This is a genomic window from Enorma sp. (assembly GCF_982429025.1).
Map to the genome: position 1 here is coordinate 12,654 of NZ_CEWCAA010000015.1, position 25,651 is coordinate 38,304.

The 25,651-nt window shown below is 60.3% G+C and carries 22 protein-coding genes; 20 read left to right on the forward strand and 2 right to left on the reverse strand.

What is annotated here, in order from left to right; all coding sequences use genetic code 11:
* Nucleotides 1-122 precede the first annotated feature (122 nt).
* The 5 genes from AC1VS5_RS04115 (at nucleotide 123) to AC1VS5_RS04135 (ending at nucleotide 4,241) form a co-directional block, all read left to right on the forward strand.
* Nucleotides 123-653 (forward strand): RNA polymerase sigma factor, encoded by a 531-nt coding sequence (locus AC1VS5_RS04115; RefSeq protein WP_481217775.1) that lies wholly within the window; start codon nucleotides 123-125, stop codon nucleotides 651-653.
* Nucleotides 650-1,525 (forward strand): hypothetical protein, encoded by an 876-nt coding sequence (locus tag AC1VS5_RS04120; RefSeq protein WP_481217776.1) that lies wholly within the window; start codon nucleotides 650-652, stop codon nucleotides 1,523-1,525. The genes AC1VS5_RS04115 and AC1VS5_RS04120 overlap by 4 nt, the downstream gene beginning before the upstream one ends.
* 171 nt (nucleotides 1,526-1,696) lie before the next feature.
* Nucleotides 1,697-2,710 carry an NYN domain-containing protein gene (locus AC1VS5_RS04125; protein WP_481217777.1) on the forward strand — a complete coding sequence of 338 codons (1,014 nt, stop codon included), beginning with the start codon at nucleotides 1,697-1,699 and terminating at the stop codon, nucleotides 2,708-2,710.
* Between the two features lie 167 nt (nucleotides 2,711-2,877).
* Nucleotides 2,878-3,393 carry a zinc-ribbon domain-containing protein gene (locus AC1VS5_RS04130; RefSeq protein ID WP_481217778.1) on the forward strand — a complete coding sequence of 172 codons (516 nt, stop codon included), beginning with the start codon at nucleotides 2,878-2,880 and terminating at the stop codon, nucleotides 3,391-3,393.
* Between the two features lie 416 nt (nucleotides 3,394-3,809).
* On the forward strand, nucleotides 3,810-4,241 hold the full coding sequence (locus AC1VS5_RS04135) for a 2-thiouracil desulfurase family protein (protein WP_481217790.1): 432 nt from the start codon (nucleotides 3,810-3,812) through the stop codon (nucleotides 4,239-4,241).
* An 81-nt stretch (nucleotides 4,242-4,322) separates the two neighbouring features.
* Here the strand turns inward: AC1VS5_RS04135 and AC1VS5_RS04140 are convergent, their stop codons facing one another.
* Nucleotides 4,323-4,877 (reverse strand): NADPH-dependent FMN reductase, encoded by a 555-nt coding sequence (locus tag AC1VS5_RS04140; protein WP_481217779.1) that lies wholly within the window; start codon nucleotides 4,875-4,877, stop codon nucleotides 4,323-4,325.
* A gap of 129 nt (nucleotides 4,878-5,006) precedes the next feature.
* On the reverse strand, nucleotides 5,007-6,341 hold the full coding sequence (locus AC1VS5_RS04145; RefSeq protein WP_481217780.1) for a hypothetical protein: 1,335 nt from the start codon (nucleotides 6,339-6,341) through the stop codon (nucleotides 5,007-5,009).
* A 385-nt stretch (nucleotides 6,342-6,726) separates the two neighbouring features.
* Here AC1VS5_RS04145 and AC1VS5_RS04150 point away from each other — a divergent pair, with 385 nt between their 5' ends.
* The 15 genes from AC1VS5_RS04150 to ruvX all read left to right on the forward strand — a co-directional run bounded on the left by AC1VS5_RS04150 (nucleotide 6,727) and on the right by ruvX (nucleotide 25,443).
* Entirely contained in the window at nucleotides 6,727-7,551 is an 825-nt protein-coding gene (locus AC1VS5_RS04150; protein ID WP_481217781.1) for a Cna B-type domain-containing protein, read from the forward strand.
* Between the two features lie 473 nt (nucleotides 7,552-8,024).
* A complete protein-coding gene (ileS, locus tag AC1VS5_RS04155; protein WP_481217782.1) occupies nucleotides 8,025-10,862 on the forward strand; it encodes an isoleucine--tRNA ligase in 2,838 nt (945 codons plus the stop codon).
* Nucleotides 10,863-11,009: 147 nt separating this feature from the next.
* The gene (gene lspA / locus AC1VS5_RS04160; protein WP_235895830.1) at nucleotides 11,010-11,615 is read left to right on the forward strand and encodes a signal peptidase II; all 606 of its coding nucleotides are present in this window, start codon (nucleotides 11,010-11,012) and stop codon (nucleotides 11,613-11,615) included.
* A 2-nt stretch (nucleotides 11,616-11,617) separates the two neighbouring features.
* Nucleotides 11,618-12,637 carry an RluA family pseudouridine synthase gene (locus AC1VS5_RS04165; protein WP_481217783.1) on the forward strand — a complete coding sequence of 340 codons (1,020 nt, stop codon included), beginning with the start codon at nucleotides 11,618-11,620 and terminating at the stop codon, nucleotides 12,635-12,637.
* 278 nt (nucleotides 12,638-12,915) lie between these two features.
* A complete protein-coding gene (locus AC1VS5_RS04170; RefSeq protein ID WP_481217791.1) occupies nucleotides 12,916-14,157 on the forward strand; it encodes a glycosyltransferase family 2 protein in 1,242 nt (413 codons plus the stop codon).
* Nucleotides 14,158-14,273: 116 nt separating this feature from the next.
* Nucleotides 14,274-15,671 carry a hypothetical protein gene (locus AC1VS5_RS04175; RefSeq protein WP_481217784.1) on the forward strand — a complete coding sequence of 466 codons (1,398 nt, stop codon included), beginning with the start codon at nucleotides 14,274-14,276 and terminating at the stop codon, nucleotides 15,669-15,671.
* Complete coding sequence (locus tag AC1VS5_RS04180; protein ID WP_481217785.1) at nucleotides 15,668-16,105, forward strand: prepilin peptidase; 438 nt, start codon at nucleotides 15,668-15,670, stop codon at nucleotides 16,103-16,105. The genes AC1VS5_RS04175 and AC1VS5_RS04180 overlap by 4 nt, the downstream gene beginning before the upstream one ends.
* A 78-nt stretch (nucleotides 16,106-16,183) precedes the next feature.
* Entirely contained in the window at nucleotides 16,184-17,455 is a 1,272-nt protein-coding gene (locus AC1VS5_RS04185; protein ID WP_481217786.1) for a deoxyguanosinetriphosphate triphosphohydrolase family protein, read from the forward strand.
* A gap of 10 nt (nucleotides 17,456-17,465) precedes the next feature.
* Nucleotides 17,466-18,815, forward strand: coding sequence for a replication-associated recombination protein A (locus AC1VS5_RS04190; protein WP_481217787.1), 1,350 nt, complete (start codon nucleotides 17,466-17,468; stop codon nucleotides 18,813-18,815).
* A gap of 102 nt (nucleotides 18,816-18,917) precedes the next feature.
* Nucleotides 18,918-19,535 carry a hypothetical protein gene (locus tag AC1VS5_RS04195; RefSeq protein ID WP_481217788.1) on the forward strand — a complete coding sequence of 206 codons (618 nt, stop codon included), beginning with the start codon at nucleotides 18,918-18,920 and terminating at the stop codon, nucleotides 19,533-19,535.
* The gene (locus tag AC1VS5_RS04200) at nucleotides 19,528-19,911 is read left to right on the forward strand and encodes an ATP-binding protein (RefSeq protein WP_022349453.1); all 384 of its coding nucleotides are present in this window, start codon (nucleotides 19,528-19,530) and stop codon (nucleotides 19,909-19,911) included. The genes AC1VS5_RS04195 and AC1VS5_RS04200 overlap by 8 nt, the downstream gene beginning before the upstream one ends.
* 1 nt (nucleotide 19,912) lies before the next feature.
* On the forward strand, nucleotides 19,913-20,704 hold the full coding sequence (locus tag AC1VS5_RS04205; protein WP_022349452.1) for an RNA polymerase sigma factor SigF: 792 nt from the start codon (nucleotides 19,913-19,915) through the stop codon (nucleotides 20,702-20,704).
* The gene (locus AC1VS5_RS04210; RefSeq protein ID WP_287746860.1) at nucleotides 20,701-22,032 is read left to right on the forward strand and encodes an AI-2E family transporter; all 1,332 of its coding nucleotides are present in this window, start codon (nucleotides 20,701-20,703) and stop codon (nucleotides 22,030-22,032) included. Before AC1VS5_RS04205 ends, AC1VS5_RS04210 begins: the two co-directional genes overlap by 4 nt.
* Before the next feature lie 336 nt (nucleotides 22,033-22,368).
* Complete coding sequence (alaS, locus tag AC1VS5_RS04215) at nucleotides 22,369-25,026, forward strand: alanine--tRNA ligase (protein WP_481217789.1); 2,658 nt, start codon at nucleotides 22,369-22,371, stop codon at nucleotides 25,024-25,026.
* A 3-nt stretch (nucleotides 25,027-25,029) separates the two neighbouring features.
* Nucleotides 25,030-25,443 carry a Holliday junction resolvase RuvX gene (ruvX, locus tag AC1VS5_RS04220; protein WP_276767233.1) on the forward strand — a complete coding sequence of 138 codons (414 nt, stop codon included), beginning with the start codon at nucleotides 25,030-25,032 and terminating at the stop codon, nucleotides 25,441-25,443.
* The last annotated feature ends 208 nt before the right edge of the window (nucleotides 25,444-25,651 follow it).

Here is a 25,651-nt window from a genome sequence, read left to right on the forward strand (position 1 = left end):
AATATTGCGACAATTTATGAATCCGTACCATGCGGTAACAAGCCCATGCCCTCATACGTGTATAGGGTAGGGAGGTGATTGATGTGCGGGAATCAAATAACGAGCTCCGAAGCGAGGAGTTCATGGACGAGGCAATTGCAGCACATCAAGGAGCCGTGTACCGGCTGGCGCTGAGCCAAACGCGGAGCACGGCGGATGCGCAGGATGTTATGCAGGATGTGTTCATCAAGCTTATGCGCTCGCAGGTGCCGTTTCGCGATAGCGGTCACCTGCGCGCCTGGCTGGTTCGCGTCACCATCAACCAGTGCCGCGATCTTGCAAGGCAGGCGTGGCAGCGACGTGTCGAGGGCGTGGAAGAGCCCGATTTGGGCTCAACTGTTACGCAAGACGAAGCGGTTGAATTGCTGATGGAGCACCCTGTGTGGCAGGCAACGGATGCACTCAAGGAATCGGATTGCTCTGTGCTGCATCTTCGATACGTCGAGGAGCTTTCAATCCCAGAGATCGCCGAGGCGCTTTCGTGCACGCAGGTTGCGGTGCGCGTGCGGTTACGGCGGGCGCGGATGCGGCTCAGGCAGATGATCGCTGCGCAGCGTGAGCAACAGAGCGCGGATGTTCCGTCCTTTTCCCAGCAGACAGGAGTAATACGATGAACCGACAAGGATTTGCCTCGTATGTTACGCAGATGAAGCAGGTGAACCCAACATCGATGGGGCAAGAGCGACTGCGGGCAGCATTGCAGCGCGAGCGCTCGGCGGCGCGTGGTAGCGCGAGCGAGCGTGTGGTGATGCATCGCCACGGGGTGCTTCCCTCTGCAGGTGTTGTGGCGCGGCGCGCCGTGCTCGCAGCTGCGGCAGTTGCGGCGGTCGTGCTCGTGACCGGCGTGGTGGGCGCCAATCTCGTAGGGGAAGGGCAACAGGGTGGCACTGCTGTGGCTAACGGCCCGCTGCTGGCAGCCTATGCTCAAGGTGTCGAACAGCCCGACGGTTCGGTGCTTTTGCCGGCGGAGTTTGGTTCGGTGGTGAGCTGGAGCCAGGGCGACGATGGTGCCTATACGGTGAACATGAACATGGACCTCTCCTTGGCCGATGGCAGCTATCGTGATGTCACCTATTCGATTATCGAAGGTGATGTGACATTTACATTCATGCAGAGCCGCTCGGGCGTAAAGACGGGAGACATGCTCGCTGACTACCAGGGCGTTACCACCTTTACGCTGAGCGATTCCTCTATCGAGGGTACGTACAGCCTTGATGTAGTTATTCCGGAAGACGAAGTCGATGCAGCTACGGACGATCCACTGCGCGACCTTTACGTGGTCAACACGCTCGCTGCACAAAAAATCGCAGGTACGCGTATCGAGATCGAGGCAACCGACGCGGAGGGCAACAGCAGCTCGCATACGTACGAGATCCAACCGGTTGAGAACATCGCGGAACGCTACCAAGAGCTCCAGGCACAGGCGGAGTCGGATGAAGAGCAGCAGCTCGGTGAGCCGCTCTTTACCATGCGTGAAGTTTCATAGCACTACACGATGGCCAAAGCGGTTTCATGCGTGCGCTCGACTCATCGCGTGTAAGATGCATTCCGTATAGTCCGGCGGTTGTCGTGCGCACTTGCTCGCGGCAGCCGCTTTGCAGTGGAGTTCGCACTTTTGGGTATCATGAGGGCATACGTTGCGAGTAGAAAGGCCCGTATGCCAGCTCAGACCAGCTCCGAGCCCAGGTTCGCCATCCTCATCGACGCGGACAACATCTCGGAGAAGTACATCAAAATCATCCTCGACGAGGTCTCGAACGCAGGCGTTGCCACGTACAAGCGCATCTACGGCGATTGGACGAGTCAACGCCTCGTTTCGTGGAAAAACAGCCTACTCGAGAATTCGATCATTCCCATCCAACAGTACAGCTACACCTACGGCAAGAGCGCGACCGATTCCGCGATGATCATCGACGCGATGGACATTCTCTACAGCGGCCACGTGGACGGATTCGCCATCGTGAGCTCCGACTCAGACTTCACGCGTCTCGCCGCGCGCCTGCGCGAAAGCGGCATGCAAGTGATCGGCATGGGCGAGCAGAAGACGCCCGAGCCGTTCATCAGCGCATGCAACCAGTTCAAGTACCTCGACCTGCTCTATGCCGCGCAGCGTGCGGAGGCGAAGGAGGAGGCCGAGGCGGAGCGCGAAGCGGAAATAACGACCGAGGCGCCCGCCAAGAAGAAGGTGGGCAAGGGGGCGGCAAAGAAGGCCATAAAGGACGAGGGTGCTCCCACGCAGAAGAAGTTGAAGGCAAAGTCCTCCGGTGTCGAGAAGCCGGCGGATAAACAGGCCGCACCTGACAAGGCGGCTGCGCGCCCCAAGCGCTCACCGGGCGATATGGGCGGCGAGGCGTCGCTGGTAGCCGGCACCGAGGCCGACTTGGGCGATGTAGAGTTCAGCGAGCTTAGCCGCGCCGCGCGCCGGCGGCATATGAAGCGTATTCGCACGGCGGTCGATTCGGTCATCGACCAGTTCTCCGACGAGGAGGGCTGGGTCTTCCTCGGCACTATCGGCAGCGAGCTGCCCAAGCGCCTGCCCGATTTCGACGTGCGCAACTACGGATATCGCAAACTCAGCCCGTTCCTGAAGTCGATGGGCGTCTACGAGTTCGATGAGCGCGCGAACGCTTCGGGTGCTAAGGCTATGTATCTGCGCATCAAGGAATCGTAAGCAGCGTGTTCGCGCACGTTGTTCGCGGCGTTAATTGGCCGCGCCACCACCGGACTGTTTGAGTACCGTGGTATAGTGGCCGTGGATGCGTGGTGCCGTGCCTCGCAACCCGATCGGTATCTCTCATCGGTGCCTTTCAATGGGCGCCTGAGTTAGAAGGTGGAATCATGGGATTTCTTGACGATGTTCAAGCTTCGCTTAACCGTGGTGTTGCCGGCGCCAACCGCGGTGTTGAATCGATGAAGCTTAAGAGCCAGTTGAACGATGCGAACAAGCGCCGTTCTCAGCTGGCTGCGCAGCTGGGTGCAAGCCTGTATGAGGCAACGAAGGACGACGAGTCCTTCCGCGCGGGCCGCGAGCAGCTGTACGATGGCATTGCTCAGATCGACCAGGAGCGTGCGAATATCCAGGCGCAGCTCGATGAGATCGAGCGCCAGGCTGCTGAGTCCGCTCAGGCCGCAGCGCAGATCGAGTGCCCATTCTGCCATACGCGCATGAGCGCAACCGACCTATTCTGTGCGGGATGCGGCAAGCCCATGGCTGAGGTACAGGCTGCTTTGGCTTCTGCAGCCCCGGCTCCCGCCCCTGCGCCGGCTCCTGTCGAGGGCCCCACGTGCCCTGGATGCGGCGCGCCCATCAACGAGGGCGACGCGTTCTGCATGTCGTGCGGCGCGAAGCTCTAGGAAATCGCTGAATACATAGGTCCCGAACGATCTTGATCGAACGTGCGAGCAAGTTTTGGGCACTTCCGGTCGCTCATCCCGAGTAGCCTATCGATTTTGCGAAAGGGACGCGCCGTCTGAGCTGCACTTTCTTTGAAGGTCTCTTTATTTGTACTTTGACGTTCTGTCCGGAAGTGCCCAAAACTTGAATCTTGGAGTGGATCGGATGCCGCTTTGGGCTTCAAAGTGCCCAAAACCCGCATCCTTGGGTACTCCAGAGGCTTTTTGGGCACTTTCACGCATTGTCTTTCTTGCGCAGGCGTTATGCACTGGCGCCAACGGCGCTCGCGCGCGTGCCAAATGTGCTGGGTGCGCGCTCAAGCGAGCTAGTGCGTCGTGAACATGGGTTGGGAGGTACGAGCATTGTGCGTATTGCGGTGAGCGCCTGCCTCTTGGGCGAGAACTGCAAGTATAGCGGGGACAACAACCTATGCCCCAAGCTTGTCGATGCGCTATCAGGCCATGAGGTGATTCCGGTTTGCCCTGAGGTGCTCGGTGGCCTTCCTATTCCCCGGCCTCCGGCCGAGATTGTGCATGGTGAGGTTCGCACTCAGTCGGGGGAAAGTGTGGATGCCGCGTTTCGCCTTGGTGCCGAGCGAGCGCTTGACCGCATTGAAGCTGCTGGCGGTTGCGACCTTGCGGTCCTGCAGCCGCGCAGCCCTTCCTGTGGCGTCTCTGAAGTTTATGATGGTACGTTCTCCGGTCGGCTCGTTCCAGGCAGCGGAGTGTTCGTTCGGCTTCTGCGGCAACGTGGCTTGCGCGTTATGCAACCGGATGAGTTCCTTACCGAGTTCGCAAGCCTTGGATGAGTGGCGGCGCATCGACCGTGTTGTTGGTATGCCGATATACGAGCACAAACGATGGTATGAACGACATTCGCCGCCTTTCGGCTAGCGGTTAGCGACAAACTTCAAGAAGGCTTGGGCCTGCCGTTCAAGATAGGGGAGCGAGTCTCCCAGGTCGAGCGCCCCATCGTTCATCTTTGAGAAGCCGAACGGAATCGTGAGGCGCGGCTTGTTCATAACGTCCATGTTGAGGAACGAGATGAGTGCAACGAGATGATCCTGGGCAATGGCGGTGCCTGAACCTCCTGCAGAAATCCCGCTAATTGCCGCTGGCTTGCCGTCGAGAACCTGGCCTTGTGCCGCACTCACAGGGCGTGAGAGCCAATCGAGTAGGTTCTTGAGCGGGCCAGGGAAGAAATGGTTGTATTCGGGTGTGAAGAACCAGATGCCGTCGGCATCAAGAATTTGCTCGCGCACCCGGGCGACGGCTGGCGGTGCGGGCCGCTCGATGTCCTCGTTGAACAAGGGCACATCGGCCCAATCGAGCAGGGTGAACTGTACGGCTTGATCGAGCTCGTGTACGATGCGGCCCGCGGCCTCGGCGAGCTGGCGGTTCATGCTACCTTGGCGAAGCGAACCTGCGATGGCGACGATATGCATTTCGATTCCTTTCGGTCAGATGCTCTCGGCATGCGGCATGGTGTTGCTATATACCGTATGCCCCGTTTTGACGTGGAATGACGCAACCGCCCACTTATCTTTGAAAAGCATCGACGGGCGGACCCTCGTTCAGCTCCGATAGTAGTTTTGCATGAGCTCGGCGAGCGTGGCCTCGGCCCAGCTATAGTTCTTCAGATAGCTGCCTCTAAAGGCGGCTTTCCTGTTTGGAACGGGGGAAAGAAAATCAAAGAGGTCGCAGGCGACCGCTTCCGGCACGATGCGGCGCTTTCCCCGTACCGACTCCATAATATGCGCCGCCCCGTTTGCTTCGAGCGTTCGGTTGAGCCGAAGGGCCACTTTCCGGCAGCGTGTACGGGTCTGGGCAGTTATCGGCTCATCTTCCCAAAGGGCCGTGATGATGTCGGCTGAAGTTACAAAACCGCCCCTTCGGTCAACAAGCAGGGCGAGCAGCTCCTTGGCCTTCTCGCTTCGAAATGCGATGGGCCGACCATCGACAAACACGTCGAAGTAGCCGAACGTACGGATCTCGATGCGGGGCATCGTATCGACGATTTCCAGGCTCGATTCCGAAGCCTGCTGGCTTTCTGCCGGTAAGGTTTTGCCGGGTACGGCCGTGTTCGGGCCGGCGTTCATGGCTCCAATAAAGCGCGAGCACAGGAAAAATGCCCCGCCCTCCGCATCGACGAGGATCGCTTCACGGTAATCTACCGCCTTGCCGGTAAGCCCGCTTCGTCCAGCGAATACCATTCGTTGCGGAACGGCGGCGAACGGCTCGCTGCATCGATATGCATGGCATGCTGCCTCAATGAACGCTTTGAGGGTGGTTTGATCTTGCGCGGCGGGCAGATGCTCGATGAGTTGGTCGACTGCATCGGATAGGCTTACTCGCAGGGCGCCCAAGCTCGCGAGGCGTTCGTCTTGAGCGAACTTGAGGCAGCAGGCGCGCTGCTCATTCGGTTCAATGAGAAGAACGGTGTCGTAGATGAGCGCAAGCTCCTGGGCGCGGCGAGCACGGCTCTTCGCGCGGGATGCGTCGCGCTTTTGCGTGACGTCCACGATGACAAGCTGGTAGATGCCCTCTTGTTCATCAAGGTTGGGAAGGCGTGAGAGCCAGCATGCGATTTCGATGGGAGTCCCATCTGCACGCCTGATGCGCGTATCGAATTCGGTTGGCGGCTGGGCGGCGCGCGCCTCCTCGAGCAGCGTTCGAAACGGCCCCTGGTCCGCTAAGGGTACGAGGCGATCTATGCTTTCGCTTACCGCAGCACGAAGGCCCGCATCGCTTGAGTCGATGCCCACGATGCGCCATGCCTGTTCGTTGCAGCCGACAATGCTGAAATCGCGTGCCCTAAAGTGGACGATTCCGACGGGCGATGCCTCGCAGTATTCCATCGGGGCAGAGGCGGCGTCACCGACGGAATGTGATAAAAGCTGGGTTTGCATGATGGCTTCCATTCGCTTGCTGGATGGTGTGATCTCGCGATGTTTTGCGAGAGGGATATCTATGGTGTGCACGAGCGTATGACGCGTGAGTACGAGATTCGTTCCTAATTCGTTCCCCATGGGCGCGCCCGAGGCTCGAATTGTTACAAGACTAGGGCTACATGTTCCCGAGCGGCCCAGCTGCGAACGTACCCTCGCACTGATTTGTGAGCGAAACCATCGTTCCTGCACAAGACGGGTGCCATGCGTGACGGTTCGAGGAACGTTTTTGGGTCGAATCCTCGGTAAAGTCCACCTTAATGCTTGGGTTAATTCCAGCACGGCAAGGGTGTTCACGCTGGGTCATTCACCTGCGTGCGATTGGCGCAAGAAAGGGATGGGCTTCATGAAGAAAATGATAATGCGGGGGCTGCTTGCAATCGCAACGCTCGCGCTCGCGGCCGCCACGCCTTTCGTGGCGTTTCCGACAACTGCCCTTGCAAAGGAAGAGTCGGGTTCATCGTACATTACGGTAGAAAAGATATGGGAGGATTCTGATAATAAGGGCGGAACGCGGCCTGATTCGGTGAGGGTGCGTGTGAAGATCGATGCCGTGGAGGCTCGTAGCGATGAGCCCATCGATTACTTCTCCCTCATCTCGCGGAACGATGGAGGCGGTGATGATGAGCTATCCGCTGAGGGGCCGGACGGGATTCTGGGAACTGACGACGACTGGACCCTGGTGCTCTCAGAGGAAAACGATTGGGAAGTGCAGATAGAGACGATTACCGGGGGTTCGCGCATACGAGGCATCGAGGCTGAAGAGCTCGATGTTCCCTCCGGGTATACCTCCTCTATAGAGAAAGACTTTAGTGGGGATATGCTATCTGGGTACATTGACGTGACCAACACGAAGGCGGCCGAGGAGCCGGGCGACCCCAAGGACCCAGATCCTGTGAGTCCAGAAGACCCGGTCGGTCCGGTTCAACCCGAAACGCCTACCAATCCAGAAGAGCCGGCGACACCGACGGAGCCTGGCAATACGACGCCAGATACTCCCGACACCACTCCCAGCGTTGAGGCTCCTGCAGCCGGCGGCGATCGCGAACAGGCATCTTCAGAAGCACCGGAGCTCCCGCAAACCGGCGATTCGTCCATCTATCTTTTAGCTGCAGGCGCGGGCTCCATCGTCCTTCTGGCAGGAATGGGGCTTGCGAAGAAGCAGTCATAGACGTGAAGAGTCCTCGCTCACCCATCACAGCCATGCAAACGTGCTACAATACCGCGCAATGGCTGTGATGGGGAGGAGTAGTCGGCCTCCGCACTGTTAAGAGAGCGAGCGGTAGCTGAGAAGCTCGCCGGTGCGACCGAGTGAAAATCACCCCGGAGCTGCGGCCCGAACGAATGAGCCGATCTGGCGGAGTGTGCAAAACAACCCCGTCCCATTTTGACTCATTTCAGTAGGCGTCGCCGGGATGGTCGCCGTGATGGACCAGCCGAGTAAAGGGTGCGGGCTGTCGCCAGGCAGCAGGGGCACCTAAGCTGGGTGGTAGAGCGAGGAGCTTTAAGCTTGTGGCCGCACATGCTGCGGCAGCGAGATTCTGGAAGCGCTTCGTCCCAGCTTTAAGGGACGGGCGCTTTTTTCTTAGGCGCCCACGACGGCGGGGCGCCGCGCCAGTGTTCCGCCTGTAGCGAGGAGGGCACATGGCGAAGGAGAAAAGTAAGTACAACGACACGATGCAGTTGCCCAAGACGGGCTTCCCCATGCGTGGCGGGCTTCCTAAGAACGAGCCCAAGCGCCTGGCAGCTTGGTACGAGAACCATGTATACGAGCAGCTGCAGAAGAAAAACGAAGGGCACAAGAAATTCGTCCTTCACGATGGCCCTCCGTATGCGAACGGTCCGATCCACATCGGCCATGCCATGAACAAGATCTCCAAAGACATCATCATGCGGTATCACGCCATGCAGGGCGAGCAGACGCCGTATGTGCCCGGTTGGGACTGCCATGGCCAGCCCATCGAGCATAAGGTCGAGGAGATGCTCGGCACCAAGAAGTTCAACGCCACGCCCACGGCAAAGATTCGCGAGCTCTGCAACAAGTTCGCTGTTGAGAACATCGACCTGCAGCGCGAGGGCTTCAAGCGCCTTGGCGTGCTCGGCGATTGGGATAACCCGTATCTCACGCTCTATCATGAACACGATGCCGCGGATATCGAGGTCTTCAAGGCCATGTTCGATAAGGGCATGATCTATCGCGGCCGCAAGCCGGTCCATTGGTGCAAGCACTGCCATACCGCTCTCGCCGAGGCCGAGATCGAGTATTCCGATGAGGTCTCGCCATCTGTCTTCGTTCGCTTTGAACTCATCGACGTGCCCGAAGCACTGCGTTCGGCGGGTGTACCGGTCGATGTGGTGATTTGGACCACGACCCCTTGGACGCTTCCCGCGAACGCCGGCGTGGCGTTGCTCGCCGACGCCGACTACATCGCCGTCGAGGCGGAGGGCCGCCTGGGCATCATGGCCAAGGCGCTCTGGGAGAAGGTCTTCCATGGGGTGGCCGGCATCGAGGATGCTTGCCTGTACGTGCACGAGGGTGCCAGTGAGCCGTGGAGCGTCCACGGTGAGGAGCTCGTCGACATCACCTATACGCATCCGATCTTCAGCGACGTGCAGGGCAGGATCGTCACGGCCGATTACGTTACGCTTGAAGATGGTACCGGGTGCGTCCATACCGCCCCTGGCCATGGCGTGGACGACTATTACACGGGCATGCGCTGCAACCTGCCGATCATCATGCCGGTTGATGACGATGGCCACTTCTACGCAGGTGACGGCGTGGGAACGGGCGGCCCCTTCTCTGGCATGGACACCGATGAGGCTAACCCGCACATCATCGAGTTTTTGCGCGAGCGCGGTACGCTCGTTGCCGAGAAGAAGATCAACCACAGCTATCCACATTGCTGGCGCTGCAAGAACCCGGTCATTTTCCGTGCAACCGACCAGTGGTTCGTTTCTATGGACGAGACCAATCTACGCGGTGAGGCGCTCGATCAGGTGCTCAACCATGTGACGTGGTACCCCGATCACGCCAAGAACCGCATTGGGTCCATGGTGGAGGGCCGTCCGGACTGGTGCATCAGCCGCCAGCGCAACTGGGGCGTGCCGATTCCGAGCTATACCTGCGCTGACTGCGGTGAAAAGGTCATGAACGACGCGACGCTCGACGCCGTGATCGCCCTCTTCAAGGAGAAGGGCTCCGATGCCTGGTTTACCGACGCGCCTGAGGAGTACCTGGGCGAGGCCTGCGTCTGCCCCAAGTGCGGTGGGCACCATCTCAAGGCGGACCGCGATATCCTCGATGTCTGGTGGGATTCTGGCGTCTCCTGGAAGGCCGTCTGCGAGAACCGCGAGGAGCTCGAGTATCCGGCGGACATGTACCTCGAGGGCTCCGACCAGCATCGTGGATGGTTCCAGAGCTCGCTCCTCACGAGCGTGGGCGCGAACGGCGTGGCGCCGTACAAGGCCGTGGTGAGCCAGGGCTTCACGCTCGACGGCCAGGGCCGCAAGATGTCGAAGAGCCTGGGCAACGTGATCGATCCCAACAAGGTCTGCGACGAGATGGGTGCCGATATCATCCGACTTTGGGTTGCGAGCGTCGATACCTCGACCGACGTCGCCATCGACCATGAGATCCTTGCCCGCACCTCCGATGCATACCGCCGCTTCCGCAACACCTTCCGCTTCCTGCTGGGTGAGCTTGAGGGGCAGTTCGAGCCTGAGACCGACGGCGTTCCTTTCTCCGACCTTACCGCTCTCGACCAGCTCATGGTCGCGCGTTTGACGCAGGTGCAGGCCGAGGTCGACGCAGCCTATGCGGGCTATGAGTTCAACCGCGCCTATCGCGTGCTCTACGACTTCGTGGTCACGGAGCTCTCGAATGTCTACCTCGACGCGCTGAAGGACCGTCTCTACTGCGAGAAGCCCGGTTCGCTCGCGCGCCGCAGCGCTCAGACGGTGCTCGCCGAGCTGCTGAGCATGCTCCTGCGCGATCTCCAGCCCATCCTTGCCTTCACCTGCGACGAGGTCATGGCCTATGCGCCCGCCGGCTGCCGCGGTGGTGAAACCTACGCAGCCATGCTCGATTGGTACCAGGCCCCCATCTCGGTCGAAGAGGCCAATGAGTATTCCGAGGTCCTAACCGCTGCCCTCACCCTTCGTGGCGCGGTGACCAAAGCGCTCGAGGATGCGCGTACGGCTGGCACCTTCACCAAGAGCCAGGAAGTTCGCATCTCCGCTACGGTTCCGTCTTCGGACTTTGCGCTCCTTACCGGTGAGCGCGCCATCGACCTCGCCGAGTTCTTCATCGTCTCAGAGGTTGCGCTTATGGAGAACGAAGATGCCGAGGACGACGGCATCACCGTCACCGTCGAAGCCGCCCGCGGCGAGCGCTGCGATCGCTGCTGGAACTATCGCGAGGACACCGGCGTGCATGGCGAGCACGAGCACATCTGCTCCCGCTGCGCCGCTGCGCTCGAATAGGACATTCGCGGGGCAGGGTGCTGGTCGCCTTGCCCCGCATGAGACAATTGTGCCAGGCACAAGTGTCTCACGTGCCAGGCACCGGTGTCTCATGTTGAACGAGGCGGATGGTGCCTGGACACCTGGCTCAAGTTGGAAGGTTTGGTTGTGGCAAAGAAGCGTGTGGACGTCAAAGAGTTCAAGCCGCCGCTCCTGTGGAGGCTCGGCGTGCTTTTGGTGGTCGGTGTCACGGTTGCGTGCTTCGACCAGATCGCCAAGGCGGTCGCGCGCGTTGCGCTATCTCCTGCGGGCACAGTGGGTGTCCAGGTAATCCCCGGAATTCTCAATTTCGAGCTCGTCTATAACGAAGGCGCTGCGTTCGGGCTGGGGGAGGGCTACACCCTCGTTTTCGTCACGCTCGCTGTGATCATGGTCATGGCGTCGCTAATCTACCTCTTGCGGGCTCCGCTCGTCTCGTCTTGGGAGGTCGTTGGTCTGGCGCTTGTGTGCGGCGGAGCGGTGGGTAACGCCATCGACCGCGTCGCCCATGGCGTTGTGACCGATTTTATCGCTACAGCTTTCATCGATTTCCCCGTTTTTAACATCGCCGATATCGGCATCACCGTGGGCGTCGTCGTCGCGCTGATCGGTTTCATTTTCCTCTCTCCCGCAAACCTCGCTGCGCGGGAGCGCGCCGAAGCCGAGCGAACCGCCCATGCCGATAGCGCTATACGGCGCCGCGCCTCACGCAAGAGCGGGCGGAAGGGGCGTTAACCATGCCGGGCGACCTCCATATTCTTGTAGCTGAACCCGATGCCGGAACAAGGCTCGATGCTTATCTAGGGGCTCAGGATTCGTGTCCTTCGCGCTCCGCGTGCGCGCGTCTTGTGGAGGCTGGCGCCGTCGCCGTGAACGGTGAGGTGTGCCTTTCGAAGAAGTATGCCGTTGCGGCGGGCGACCGCATCTCGGTCGAGCTTCCCGAGGAGGAGGCGCTTTCCGGTGCGGTGATCCCACAGCCCATTCCGCTCGACATTCGCTTCGAAGACGAGTACCTCATCGTCTTATCTAAGCAGCGCGGCCTGGTGTGCCATCCGGCGCACGGCCATGCGGACGGCACGCTCGCGAACGCGCTCGTGTATCATTGCGGTCTCGAGCATCTGGGGACATTGCAAGGGGAGGACCGCCCCGGCATCGTGCATCGCCTTGACCGTGATACCTCCGGGCTCATGCTTGCCGCGAAGGACGATGAGACCCAGCGCGCGCTTCAGGATCTCATCCGACTGCGCACCCTCGACCGGCGCTACATCGCGCTCGTTCACGGCTATATCGCGCACGATGAGGGCACCATCAGCACGGGGATTGCCCGTTCGACGCGCGACCGGGTGAAGATGGCGGTCTCGGACGATCCGTTCGCGCGCCAGGCGATCACCACGTTCAAGGTTCTTGAGCGCTTCGAAGCTAGCCGTACCGATGACGGCTACACGCTCGTCGAATGCCATCTCTATACCGGCCGTACGCACCAGATTCGCGTCCATATGCGGCATATCAACCATCCGCTCGTTGGAGACCCTCTCTATGGCAAGGGGAAGGGGGCTGAGCGCGCCGATCGCGGTCTCGCAAGGCAGTTCCTTCACTCTTGGCGTGTTGCGTTCACGCACCCGGTAACAGGGGAGACCATCGAGTGTCGCGACACGCTTCCCTGGGACCTCGCTGCGGTGCTCGAGGATATTGAGCCGCTTTCGATCGGTCGAACACCGGCGGGCGAAGAGATCATCCCGCAGCTTCTGGAGTGGTGACACTCCGTGAATCGCCAACACCCGGTGTCTGCGATTCATTTCTGAATCGCCAACACCCGGTGTCTGCGATTCATTTCTGCGATTCATTTTGGGAGGGGCGCTCGTTGGCATGTCTGTGTAGATGCCTTGAGATGGGCTTACCAGTGGTGGGCGCTCGACTAGACTAACAACACGTATGCATTGCGACCATGGAGAATGCCGTGCTTCAATTCCTCCTTAACGACCCCGTCGGCGCGTTTCTCAGCGCTACGCCCATCGTGAAGTTCAACCTGATCGTCATGGTGCTGTTTGGGGTCATCTTTTTCTACCAGATCGTCTTCTTCTTCATCGGCATCGTGAAGGGCGAATATCGCTATCCCAAGGCCAAGACACTCCATCATTATGCGTACTTCATCGCTGCCCATAACGAGGAGGCGGTCATCGCCAACCTCGTTCGCTCCATCAAGCAGCAAGACTACCCGCAGGAGCTCATCGATGTCTTCGTGGTGGCCGATGCCTGCACAGACGAAACCGCCCGTGCGGCCCGCGAGGCAGGCGCCATCGTTTACGAGCGCAACGACCTTGCGCGCAAGGGCAAGAGCTGGGTTATGGATTACGGGTTCGAGCGAATTCTGCGTGAATACCCGGGCGTGCACGAAGGGTTCTTCATCTTCGATGCAGACAACCTGATTAGCCCTGAATACACCCGCATCATGAATGATGCCTTTGACCAGGGTTATATGGCGGTGACGAGCTATCGCAACTCTAAGAACTTCGGCAGCTCCTGGATCTCGGCGGCGTATGCTACCGCGTTTTTGCGCGAGGCACGCTTCCTCAACAACGCACGCATGATCTGCGGGACCTCCTGTGCGGTTTCGGGGTCCGGATACCTTATCTCTTCCAAGATCGTCGAGGGCATGCGCGGTTGGCAGTTCCATTCGCTTACCGAAGACATCCAATTTTCCACGTTCTGCGCCGTCCATGGGGTGCGCATCGCCTATGCGCCCGCTGAGTTCTTTGACGAGCAGCCGGTTACCTTCGCGGCGTCATGGAAACAGCGCATGCGCTGGACCAAGGGGTTCTACCAGGTGTTCTTCACCTATGGCGGACGATTGGTAAAGACGCTTTTCACCAGGCGCCATTTTGCCGCATACGATATGCTCATGACGGTTGCGCCCGGCAACCTCATAACGCTCATCTCGATTCTTGCAAACGGTGCGTTTCTCGTCGTAGGGCTGCTGAGCCATGGGTTCCTTGCAACCGACGCCGAGCTCGAAAGCTGTTTCGAGTCGATCATCATGACGCTTTTCACCCTGTACCAGACGTATTTCGTGCTGGGGCTGCTCACCACCGTCTTTGAGTACAAGCATATCCACTGCCCGCAGCGTTGGCGCATCGTCTTGAACCTCTTTACGTTCCCCATCTTCATGTTCACCTACATCCCGCTCATCGTGGCCGCGCTCTTCCTCAAGGTCGACTGGGTACCCACCCCTCATAGCCTCGCGCTCACCTTGGACGATGTGGTGGGCGAGGCGAGCTAAGCCGCTTATGACCTAGCTGGGCCCGCGCGCCAAAGCTATTGCAGGGGCGTGGTGTTTTGCGCGTCTTGCGAACCCGAGCCATCGCGTGCTTGATGTGGTAATCGAAAGGAGCACCAATGGAGCAGCAAAACCTTATCCATGGTCGTACGGCAACGCCTATTGCTCCCTCATGCGACCATCCGGCGCCCCTGGACAGCTGCGCGCTCCAGGCCGAATACATCGATATCGCCCGCGAACTCGAAGGTGATGCCTCGTCTCACGAGGCGGGTGATGCCAACCTGCTCACCACCAACGCGCTCTATCATGGCGGCCCTGTGCAATGGAGCTTTGTTCCCAAGGTGTTCTCTCGCCGCGACCTGGGATATCTTGCGTGGATCGCTGAGACCATGGGGCGCATCATGGACAAGGTGACGCTTCGCTTCGTAGAGGACGAGGGCTTTCGCGCCGCGTTCGAGCTCGATCCGCGCATCGAACGTCTCGCCTGCATGCCCAACGCCTTCGGGACGCAGATTCCCATCGCCCGCGTTGACATCTTTCTGGACGAGGAAACGGGCTCGTTCAAGTTCTGCGAGCTCAACACCGATGGTTCTTCGGGCATGCTCGTGACCGAGGAGGTCACGAAGACGAATCTGCTCACTAAGACGGGGAAGACGTTCGCATCGCGCCACGCGGTCTCTACGTTCGACATTTACGGTGCATGCGCTTCCGCCGTGCTTGACTGCTACCGCGAAGCGGGTGGGAAAGCCGCCGTTCCCGAGGTGGTTGCCGTCGATTATGCCGAGAGCATCGCCCGTGAGGAGATCGATGAATTTGCTCGCGTGTTCGCCGAGCACGGTGCGCGCCTGCGCTTTGCGGACATCCGCGACCTTCGTTATGAGGACGGTGTGCTCTCCGATGCCTTGGGTCCTATCGACTGCGTATGGAGGCGCGTCGTTATCTCCGAGATGCTGGAGAAGCCCTGCCCGGGTGCCGATGCGTTCATGGCCTGTGCCGCCGATGGCGCCGTTCCCATCGTGGGTGGATTTAGGACGTGGCCCTGTGCGACCAAGACGGTGTTCGCCGTGCTCCATAGCCCGGCGGCGCGACAGGTGCTCAACGAGGAGGAGCTTGCCTTCGTTCGCGAGCACGTGCCTGCTACCTATATGCTCGATAGCCAGAGCGACCTTACCCGATTTGCGGACCGCACGCGTTGGATCGCCAAGCCCCGTGACGGCTACAACAGCCTTGGCGTGCGTGCCGGCCAAGATTGCACCGACGAGGAATGGGCCGAGGTTCTCGCCCAGATGGCGCAGACCCGTGGCACAGTTCAAGAGTATGTGACGCCGTATGCGACCTTGAACGTTGAGGGCGGGGCAGCCGGTATCGGCCGGCCGTTCGAGCCCTATATGAACATGGAGGGGCTCTTCCTCTTCCGGAGCCAATTTGCCGGCGTGTTCACGCGATGCGGCCAGTCTGCGGTGATCGGGGAGTTCGCTGGACGTTTGAATATGGGATGTCTGGTGGTAGAGGAGTGATCGCCCGATCGGTTGCCTTCGCGGTACTGAATGCGCTCTTGCTGCTTGCGGGGGCGATCGATGCACGCGAACGCCGGCTTCCGAACGTGCTCGCCGTATTGCTCGCTGCTGCCTCCGCCATCGCAGCGCTTGCATCGGGTGGCGTGAACGCGCTTGCTCTCAATGCGCTCGCCGCCTTTGCCATATGCGGCATGCTCTTGGCCTTTGAATTGTTTTGGCGAACCCGTCGCGGCGCGGCAGGGCAGGGAATGGGCGATATCAAGGCGCTGTTCTCCCTTGTGCTTGCCGATCCGGTTCGAGGCGTGATATCTTACGCACTCGCCCTTATCTGCCTTGCGATTACCGGTATCGCCGTGCATCGCCCGGCTCTTCCGCTCCTGCCGTTTCTTGCCGTCGCGTTCATCTGCCTTGGCTTTCTCCCCTCATTTGGTTAGCGAACCCTTGTTCGTGTCCTGTCGATGTGCGATGATACGATAGTGGATGACCAACTCATGCTGGTAAGGAGGACGGTCATGCAGGAACCGTTGGCGCGCGAACAGGTTCGCGCCCGCATGGATGCCATTCCCGATGTGCTTTCCGATGAACTCATCGAGCGCATGTCCGATGACCGCGCTCGGGGATGGAAAAATCCCTATCGCGCCTCCGACGAGGATGCTCTTCGCCGCGAGGAGCGCCCCGCTGACCGCTCGAGCATCTGGCGGCCCGCCTTTGTTCGCGATGTCGAGAAGATTCTCCATATGCCCGCCTACAACCGCTATGCGGGCAAGACGCAGGTATTCAGCTTTAGAAGTAACGACGACCTTTCACGCCGCGGGCTCCATGTGCAGCTCGTGGCGCGCATCGCACGTGATATCGGCTTTGCGCTCGGTTTGAACTGCGATCTTATCGAGGCAATCGGCCTCGGGCACGATTTGGGGCACACCCCGTTCGGGCATGCGGGCGAGCGCTGCTTGAATGACGTCTTCCATGAGCGCACAGGTCGCTGGTTCTTCCATAACGTGCACTCTGTCCGTGTGCTCGACAAACTCTACGGGCGCAACATCTCGCTTCAGACGCTCGACGGTGCGCTCTGCCATAACGGCGAGTACGAGCAGCGCGTGTTTGAGCTTTCGGGCCTTTCCTCATTCGGTGAGTTCGACCGCGTGGTGGATGAATGCGTTTCGGGCGGCGGTGCGGTCATCGGACACCTGAGGCCGACGACGCTCGAGGGCTGCGTGGTGCGCATCTCGGACATCATCGCCTACGTTGGTCGCGACCGCCAAGATGCCATAGAGGCGGGCCTGCTCACCGGCGACGCGTTCGAAGATGGCCTGGGCGGTGCGTACAACTCGTGGATCTTGACGCATGCGTCGGCCGACATCATCGAGCACAGCTACGGCAAGGACCGTATCGAGATGAGCGAGGAGCTCTTTGCGGAGATTCGCCGCGCCAAAGCGGAAAACTATGCCAAGATCTATCGATCCAGCGGGATCGAAGGGGAGCGTGCTGAGGTTCTCGCACGTGCCTTTGAGCTCATGTACGAGCGCTGCCTCGATGACCTCAATAAGCGCGACGAATCGAGCTTTATCTTCCGCCACCATATCATGCGCATCGAGGAGCAGCTCGCGCATTATGGCCGTACCTACGATTGGCAAAGCGACCCCGAGCAGACGGTGGTCGATTACATCGCGAGCATGACCGATGGCTATTTTGCCGAGCTTGCGAGCAAGTTCTTCCCCCAGATTCACTTCCCTAAACGCACCTATATCAATGAGCCCGTAGGTCAGCACGCACCCGAGGCATAGATTGGATACCATGGAAACCCTCTTCAAGCAGGTTGAGAAGGAGAAGAAGCTCAAGAACGCTCCGCTTGCCGTGCGCATGCGCCCGAGCACGCTCGACGAATACGTGGGCCAGCGAAAGGCGGTGGGACCCGGTTCATGGCTCCGTTCCGCCATTGAGCACGACGTGCTTTCCAGCGTAATTCTCTATGGGCCTGCCGGCACGGGTAAGACCACGCTCGCGCATATCATCGCATCGCATACGCGCAGCGAGTTCGTCGAGGTCTCTGCGGTCACTGGTTCGGTCAAGGATCTTCGCCGCGAGATCGATGAGGCCGAGCGCAGGCTCATGGCGTTCGACCGCCGCACCATCCTGTTCATCGACGAGATTCACCGCTTCAGCCGTTCCCAGCAAGATGCGCTGCTCCATGCAGTTGAAAACCGTACCGTCGTGCTCATTGGAGCTACGACCGAAAACCCGTACTTCGAGGTAAACGCCGCCTTGCTTTCGCGCTCTCGCGTCGTTGAGCTTGAGCACCTTACAGACGACGACATAGCCGTGCTCGTGCGCCGGGCACTCACTGCCCCTGAGGGGCTCGATCGCCGCTTCGAGGCGTCGGATGAGGTCGTTTCTGCAATATGTACGCTTGCCGCGGGCGATGCCCGCTCTGCGCTCACCACCCTTGAGCTTGCGAGTGAGATTGCCGTAACGCGGCCAGATACCGAGGGCACGCCGGAGCCTGCCGAGGGAGAGGCGTACGTCATCACGATCGAGGATGTTCAGATGGCTAACCCTCGCCGCGGGCTCTCATACGATAAGAACGGCGATATGCACTACGACATCATCTCCGCGTTCATCAAGTCGATGCGCGGCAGCGACCCGGATGCCGCGGTGTATTGGCTCGCTCGCATGATCGATGCCGGCGAAGACCCGAAGTTTATCGCTCGGCGCATCATGATCGCCGCTTCAGAGGATATCGGGAATGCCGATCCCCAGGCGCTCCTTGTTGCCGAAGCCGCGTTCAAGGCCGCGGAGGTGATCGGATACCCCGAGTGCCGCATTAATCTTGCGCAGGCAGCCATCTATAACGCGCTTGCACCCAAGTCGAATGCTGCGGAGGCGGCGATCGACGCGGCGCTTGCAGACGTTCGGACGAGTGGGCAGCGCGAGGTGCCGAGCTATCTGCGCGACAGGCATCGGCCCGGTTCAGATGAATACGGAGAGTACCTTTATCCGCATAACTATCCTGAGGGCTGGGTGGAGCAGCGCTATCTTCCCGACGGTTTGGAGCATGGCTGCTTCTGGAGCCCCGATGGGCGTGGCTGGGAGCAGTACCGGTTCGAGCAGGGGCCCTGCTCGAGGGGTGGTGTCGGGCAGGCGTAGTTTTCCGCGCGCGTTTGTGGCAACAACGCGTAGGGGGTAAGAACGTCATGCGATGGGGTAGAATCAACACATATGTGTTTCTGACCAGCTCAAGGAGGCTCAATGGATCCCCTCCATATCCTACTCGTTCTACTTGTCATCGCTGGAATCTGGGCGGTGATCGAGTTCGCTCTCACCATCCGCCGCGCGCGGACTACGGTCGACTCGCTCGACAAGACCATGGGCGAGGTGAACGACATGCTTGCCGAGACCCGTCCGGTCGTTGCTAAGCTCGATGGCGCCATCGACGAGCTGCAGCCTGCGCTCACGCAGGTCGAGCCGCTGCTCAAGTCTGCGAACGTTGCGGTCGACGCGTTGACATCGAACCTTATCGAGGTTGAGGCCGTCGTGCGCGATGTCTCTACGGTAACGGGCGCCGCGGCGAATGCCGGCAATGCTGTCTCGGGCGTCGCCGACTCGGCATCGGAGGCGGTCCAGAAGTTGCTCGGGAAGTTCAAACCCGGCTCGCTCGATCCCGAGCGCGCGCTCAACGAGGGGTCGGATTCCTCTCGCGAGGCGGTTTCGACGAGCGCCCCTGAGGATGCTCCCGCTGAGGCGCCCGCACCCGCGCCGCGCTACTACACCTACGACTCCGAGCCGTCCTCCGCTGCTCCTACAGAAGCAGAGACCGCTGCTGCCGATTCCGTCCCTTCGAACCAGGGAGATTCCACCAATGACTAAGACCCAGGCACTCGATCCCATCGTTCTTACGGTCGCTGCCGACCCGCGGTTGGCGCGGCTCGTTCGTATGACGGCTGCCAACGTGGCTGCCCTTTCGTCGATGTCGGTCGACCGCGTGGAGGATCTGCGCATGGCCGCCGAGGAAGCGTTCATCTTCGCTTGCTCGGTCGATGCCGGGGAGTGCGTCTCGCTCACCTTCACCGTCGACGACGAGCATGTTGCTCTCGACGTCGATCTTGGCGAGGGCGCCGTCGCCGATCCTGAACCCGATAGCCCCGCGGCCTATGCAGGCCTTATCCTTACGGCGGTTTGCGACGCATACGAGAAGACCGACGCTCCCGCACGACTCCATCTCGAACTCAAGGCGGATGTCTGATATGACAGAAAAGACCTCGTCGAGTAAATCGGCTTGGGACAAGCAAAAGACGCGCGAGCTCTTCCGTCGCTATAAGGAAGATGGCGACATGGAGGCGCGTGAACAGCTGGTTATGTCCCATCTCAACCTCGTGCGCTTCCTCGCGAACAAATTTAAGAACCGCGGCGAACCCTTGGACGACCTAGTTCAGGTTGGCTATCTTGGCCTTCTTAAGGCGATAGACCGATTCGATCCCGACCGCGGGCTCGAGTTCACCACCTATGCGACCCCCACCATCCTGGGCGAGATCAAGCGCCACTTCCGCGACAAGGGCTGGAGCGTGCGCGTTCCGCGCCGTCTGCAGGAGCTCTCCGCCAAGGTCAACCAGGCTACTGATACCTTGACCACCCAGTTCCAGCGTTCGCCTACCATCCAGGAGATCGCCGATTACCTTGACGCGTCGGTAGACGAGGTGCTCGAGGCCATGGAGTCTTCGAGTGCGTACAGCTCCGTTCCGCTCGAGGGCACGGGCAGCTCTGAGAACGACGATGCCCCATCGGTGATCGATCGCTATGGCAGCGAAGACAATGAGCTCGCTTTCACCGATGATCGCCTGGTCATCGAGGAGGCGCTCAAGGGGTTCTCGCCACGCGAGCGCGAGGTAATCGAGCTGCGGTTCCTGAAGGGCATGACGCAGATCGAGATCGCCGAGCAGCTCGGCATCTCCCAGGTGCAGGTTTCTCGTCTGCTTCGTCGCACCCTTAAGAAGATCCAGGATAAGATCGACCCAGATGGCGTGATGGCGCGGCAATGATGACGAAACAGGCTAACAAGAACGAGGCAGCGGAGGCTAAGCTTCCCGGCGCCCGCCTCATCGCGCTCCGCGTGTGGTCAGTGGTCGGCGCCATCATCATCGGTGTCGCGATTCTGAACGTGATGGGCGTCCTCGCCCCGGTGATCGAGTTCCTTGCGGTGGGCTCGCTCATCGCGTTCATCGAGTCGCCGATCGTGAACGCCCTTGAGCACAAGGGTGTTCCGCGCTCGGTGGGCGCGCTCATAGGCCTTGTCGCCGTCGTTGCAGTCATACTCTGCGTTCTCATGGTGATCGGGCCGGTTTTCGCCGAGCAGATCATGGAAGTTCTCTCCCGGCTTCCGCAGCAACTGCGCGGTCTCGGCGATTGGGCGATCCAGGTATCTCGGGATTTCGAGGCGCTTTCGCAGTCGTCGTGGGCAAGCCAGTTCGATGAGGCGCTTCGCTCGATCGCAGATGTGGCCTCTACGTATATAACTCAGCTGGCGAGTGGCCTTGGTGCGGGCATCTTCCCCTTCATATCGTCCTTTACCTCGCAGCTCTTTATCGTCTTTCTTGGGATCGTTCTCGCGTACTGGCTTGCGCTCGATTATCCGCGCATCCACCGCGAGATCGGCATCATCGTGGGAGGGGAGCGTGAGACCAGCTACCGGTTTATGGTCGCGATCCTCTCGCGTTCCGTCGGCGGCTATATGCGCAGCATGGTGATCACATCGTTTGTGAACGGCGTGCTCGCCTTCGTCGGCCTTGCGATCGTGGGGCATCCGTATGCGGCGCTCATGGGCGTTCTCACCGGCGTCATGCATCTCGTTCCCGTACTCGGCTCTTGGATCTCTTCGTTTGCGGCAACGCTCCTCGCGGTCTTCTATGGTCCGGTGCTTGCCATCTGGACCCTCGTGATCACCATGGTTGCTCAAAACGTTACCGACAACGTCATCAGCCCGAAGGTTATGCAGAGCTCGGTCAAGATTCATCCTGCCATGAACCTTGCTGCGCTCGTGGTTGGCTCCACGCTCATGGGACCGCTCGGCATGGTCATCGCCATTCCGCTGTGCGCCGCGCTCAAGGGGCTTTTCGTGTTCTACTTCGAGAAGGAGACGGGCCGAGCGCTCGTTTCCTACGATGGCGCCATCTTCCAGGGAACCCCGTACCGCGACGCGGACGGTGCCCCGGTTCCGGCGTTCGATGCGCTCGGCGACGACAGCTTCGTCGCGGAGTCGGAGCTCATCAGCGACGATGTTGCGCCCACGGGCGAGGCTGTTCCGCGCCCTGCTGAGCTTGAGAACCCATGGAGCAAGCTCACCTTCCTTCATCGTCCTAGCGATAAGTGATGCAATCCCACCCTTGCTCCCGCATCCTTCCTTAGGCGATTGCATGAGTCGAGTTTGGGGCTGCATTCGCCAAGCCTCGAACAGTTCAGAGCTCGAATCGGAAAGTTTTTGGCGACCCGCTTAGTAGTCGGCCTAAATTCATTCACAAAACCGCAGGTCGTGTGAATTTGAGGAGTGCGACTACTCGACGGATCTAAAATAACCTTCCGACTCGAGCCTCGAGTGTGTTCGGTGGCCTGATTTTGCAGCGCAGACGAGCCGCGCGCACCCGCTCGCCGCTTGTTTCATATATACTTTGTGCGTTTGAGATTTGCTGATGTTCAAGGAGATACCGCAATGGCTGCAGATTTTCCTTCGATGACCACCGCTGAGATTCGCTCCGCGTTCCTCTCGTTCTTTGAGGAGCGTGGCTGCAAGCTGTATCCCAGCTCGTCGCTCGTGCCGGATGACCCTTCGCTCCTGCTCGCGAACGCTGGCATGAACCAGTTCAAGGAGTATTACCAGGGCAAAAAGACCATGCGCGAGATCGGCGCGACGTCGTGCCAGAAGTGCGTTCGCACGAACGACATCGACATCATCGGTTCCGACGGCCGTCATGCCAGCTTCTTCGAGATGCTCGGCAACTTCTCCTTTGGCGGCGTGTCGAAGGAGCAGGCCTGCGCCTGGGCGCTCGAGCTCTCTACGCAGGTGTTCAAGCTTCCCATCGAGCGGCTGTACTTCACCGTGTTCACCGAGGACGACGAGGCCTTCGAGATCTGGCGCAAGCTCGGGGTCGCCGAGGATCACATCAGCCGCCTCGGTGAGGACGATAACTTCTGGGCGGCAGGCCCCACCGGCCCGTGCGGTCCTTGCTCCGAGATTTACTTCGACCAGGGCGAGGAGGTCGGCTGTGGCAGCCCGGATTGCCACCCCGGTTGCGATTGCGACCGTTTCCTTGAGTTCTGGAACCTTGTCTTTACGCAGTACGATCGCCAGGAGGACGGCTCTATGCCGGAGCTCCCGCACCGCAACCTCGATACGGGTATGGGCCTCGAGCGCATGGCGGCCATCATGCAGCACAAGAGCTCGTTCTACGATGGGGACCTCATGCGCGGCCTCATTGCCCTTGGCGAGGAAATCTCTGGTGTCTCGTATGTCGCCGACGATTACGATGGCCCGAGCCGGAGCCTCCGTATCATCGCGGACCATGCTCGCTCTGTCGACTTCATGATCTCCGACGGCATCCTGCCCGGCAACGAGGGACGCGGTTACGTGCTCCGCCGCCTCCTCCGTCGCGCGGTCTTCCATGGTCGCCTTATCGGTATCGAGGGCGCCTTCCTTGGCCGGTTCATCGATGCCGTGAACGAGGCCATGGGTGACGCCTACCCTGAGCTCCTCAAGAACGTTGCCCTTGTCAAGGGTATCGTCGATGCGGAGGAGGAGCGCTTCTCGGGCACGCTCGACACCGGCCGCGTCTACCTCGACGAGGCGCTCGACGGCCTTGCAGACGGCGCCGTGCTCGATGGTGCCACTGCCTTCAAGCTGCACGATACCTTCGGCTTTCCGATCGACCTCACCGTTGAGATCGCCGAGGGCGCGGGCCATGCCGTTGACATCGACGGCTTCAACCGCGAGATGGAGGCGCAGCGTGAGCGCGCCCGCGCAAACGTGAAGGGCGATGCCTGGGGTTCGTTCAACGATGTTTGGACGGAGCTCTCGGATTCCGTTTCCGCAACCGAGTTCGCTGGATACGAGGATGAAGAGCTTGAGGGTGCCAAGGTGCTTGCGCTTGTCGTTGACGGCGAGCGCGTAGCTCATGCCGGCGTTGGTCAGAAGGTCGAGGTCGTGCTCGATCGCACCCCGTTTTATGCCGAGATGGGCGGGCAGATGGGCGATGCGGGCGTGCTGTCGGCCGAGGGCGTGTGCCTCTCCGTGGGTGACACCAAGGCTCACAACGGCCTGTATGCGCACAGCGCGATCGTAGAGGAGGGAGAGCTTGCGGAAGGCGCCATCGTGAACGCTGCGGTCGACCATCATCGTCGTGCGCTCCTGCGCCGTAACCACACCGCGACGCACCTGCTCGACGCCGCCCTTAAGAACGTACTTGGCGACCATGTGAACCAGGCAGGATCGCTCGTTGCTCCCGAGCACCTGCGCTTTGACTTCACGCACTTCGAGGCGCTGTCTTCCGAGCAGCTTGCACAGATCGAGCGCCTCGTGAACGACCAGATCTTCGCTGCCAAGCCCGTTGTGACCCGTGTGATGGCTATCGACGAGGCCAAGGCCGCCGGTGCTGTGGCGCTTTTCGGCGAGAAATACGGCGACGTTGTCCGCGTGGTTTCGGTCGGCGCCGAGGAGCGTCCGTTCTCGCGCGAGCTCTGCGGTGGTACCCATGCTGCAAACACGGCAGAGATCGGTCTCTTCAAGATCGTTTCCGAGTCTTCGACGGGCTCCAATGTCCGCCGCATCGAAGCGGTAACGAGCGAGGGCGCCATCGCGTATCTTGAGGAGCGCGCACGCATGCTCGATGCCGCCGCATCCGAGCTCAAGTGCCGTCCTGACGAGGTGGCAGGCCGTATTGCCGGGCTCCAGAAGGAGCTTCGCGAGACCAGCCAGAAGCTCAAGAATGCGCTCACCGGCGGCGGCTCCAACGCCATCGACGATGCCATCGCCCATGCAGAGGATCTTGGTGCCTATAAGCTCGTTGTCGCACAGCTTGAGGGCCTTGAGGCTGCAGACCTCCGCAACGTGTGGGACACCATTCGCCAGAAGCTTCATGAGCCGGTCGCGTGCGTACTTGCTACGGTGACGAGCAAGGGCCAGCCGGCGCTCCTCGCCGGTGCCACAGACGAAGCGGTCGCGGCAGGCTTCAAGTCTGGCGATATCATCAAGCAGATCGCTCCGCTCGTGGGTGGTGGCGGTGGCGGCCGCCCGCAGATGGCGCAGGCTGGCGGTAAGGACGCGAGCGGCATCCCCGCCGCGCTCGAAGCCGCGCGCGCCGCACTTTCTGCGTAGACCATGATCGCGCTCGCACTCGACATCGGGGAAGCGCGCGTTGGCATTGCCGTGTCTGATGCTACGGGGACTCTTGCCATGCCGGTGAAGGTCCTGCCCGCACAGGAGGTTCTCGGCAACGCGCGCTCATTCCGCTATATCATCGAAGATTACGAGCCTGATGTGCTCGTTTGCGGCCGTCCTGAGACCCTGGCGGGGGAGGACGGCCCGCAAGCCCAGCGTGTCGTAGAGGCGGCGGAGAAGATCGCGCGCGCAACCGGCCTTCCCCTTGAGTTCATAGACGAACGCCTCTCCTCACGCGAAGCGAAGCGGATTCTGCGAGAACAGGGGCTTTCGGAGCGCGAAATGCGCGGCAAGGTAGATAGCGTTGCCGCAAGTCTTTTCCTTCAGACTTGGCTTGATGTGCGAAACAAGTGATTCGGGCTCTGCTTGAGCTTCACCCTCGCGCTCTGTTTCGGGCGACACTCGACGCCCTCTCTGTATTCTGGCACAATCAGCGCGCATCCTCGTTCTCGGGCGATAATTGGATACTCATTTCGTTTTCGGGCGACTTTGGTACGTTTTTCGACTGCTGAGGGGGCTCGGACAAAAAGTTGGACACCCATAGGTGTCCGGATTGGAGTCC

Bases quoted from the DNA above. Each gene is read 5' to 3' on its own strand.
- AC1VS5_RS04165 (WP_481217783.1), top strand. From the start codon at position 11,618: ATGCCGGGCGACCTCCATATTCTTGTAGCTGAACCCGATGCCGGAACA.
- ruvX (WP_276767233.1), top strand. From the start codon at position 25,030: ATGATCGCGCTCGCACTCGACATCGGGGAAGCGCGCGTTGGCATTGCC.
- AC1VS5_RS04200 (WP_022349453.1), top strand. From the start codon at position 19,528: ATGACTAAGACCCAGGCACTCGATCCCATCGTTCTTACGGTCGCTGCC.
- ileS (WP_481217782.1), top strand. From the start codon at position 8,025: ATGGCGAAGGAGAAAAGTAAGTACAACGACACGATGCAGTTGCCCAAG.
- alaS (WP_481217789.1), top strand. From the start codon at position 22,369: ATGGCTGCAGATTTTCCTTCGATGACCACCGCTGAGATTCGCTCCGCG.
- AC1VS5_RS04185 (WP_481217786.1), top strand. From the start codon at position 16,184: ATGCAGGAACCGTTGGCGCGCGAACAGGTTCGCGCCCGCATGGATGCC.
- AC1VS5_RS04195 (WP_481217788.1), top strand. From the start codon at position 18,918: ATGGATCCCCTCCATATCCTACTCGTTCTACTTGTCATCGCTGGAATC.
- AC1VS5_RS04115 (WP_481217775.1), top strand. From the start codon at position 123: ATGGACGAGGCAATTGCAGCACATCAAGGAGCCGTGTACCGGCTGGCG.
- AC1VS5_RS04205 (WP_022349452.1), top strand. From the start codon at position 19,913: ATGACAGAAAAGACCTCGTCGAGTAAATCGGCTTGGGACAAGCAAAAG.
- AC1VS5_RS04145 (WP_481217780.1), bottom strand. From the start codon at position 6,341: ATGCAAACCCAGCTTTTATCACATTCCGTCGGTGACGCCGCCTCTGCC.
- AC1VS5_RS04130 (WP_481217778.1), top strand. From the start codon at position 2,878: ATGGGATTTCTTGACGATGTTCAAGCTTCGCTTAACCGTGGTGTTGCC.
- AC1VS5_RS04175 (WP_481217784.1), top strand. From the start codon at position 14,274: ATGGAGCAGCAAAACCTTATCCATGGTCGTACGGCAACGCCTATTGCT.
- AC1VS5_RS04170 (WP_481217791.1), top strand. From the start codon at position 12,916: ATGGTGCTGTTTGGGGTCATCTTTTTCTACCAGATCGTCTTCTTCTTC.
- AC1VS5_RS04190 (WP_481217787.1), top strand. From the start codon at position 17,466: ATGGAAACCCTCTTCAAGCAGGTTGAGAAGGAGAAGAAGCTCAAGAAC.
- AC1VS5_RS04140 (WP_481217779.1), bottom strand. From the start codon at position 4,877: ATGCATATCGTCGCCATCGCAGGTTCGCTTCGCCAAGGTAGCATGAAC.
- AC1VS5_RS04120 (WP_481217776.1), top strand. From the start codon at position 650: ATGAACCGACAAGGATTTGCCTCGTATGTTACGCAGATGAAGCAGGTG.
- AC1VS5_RS04150 (WP_481217781.1), top strand. From the start codon at position 6,727: ATGAAGAAAATGATAATGCGGGGGCTGCTTGCAATCGCAACGCTCGCG.
- AC1VS5_RS04210 (WP_287746860.1), top strand. From the start codon at position 20,701: ATGATGACGAAACAGGCTAACAAGAACGAGGCAGCGGAGGCTAAGCTT.
- AC1VS5_RS04125 (WP_481217777.1), top strand. From the start codon at position 1,697: ATGCCAGCTCAGACCAGCTCCGAGCCCAGGTTCGCCATCCTCATCGAC.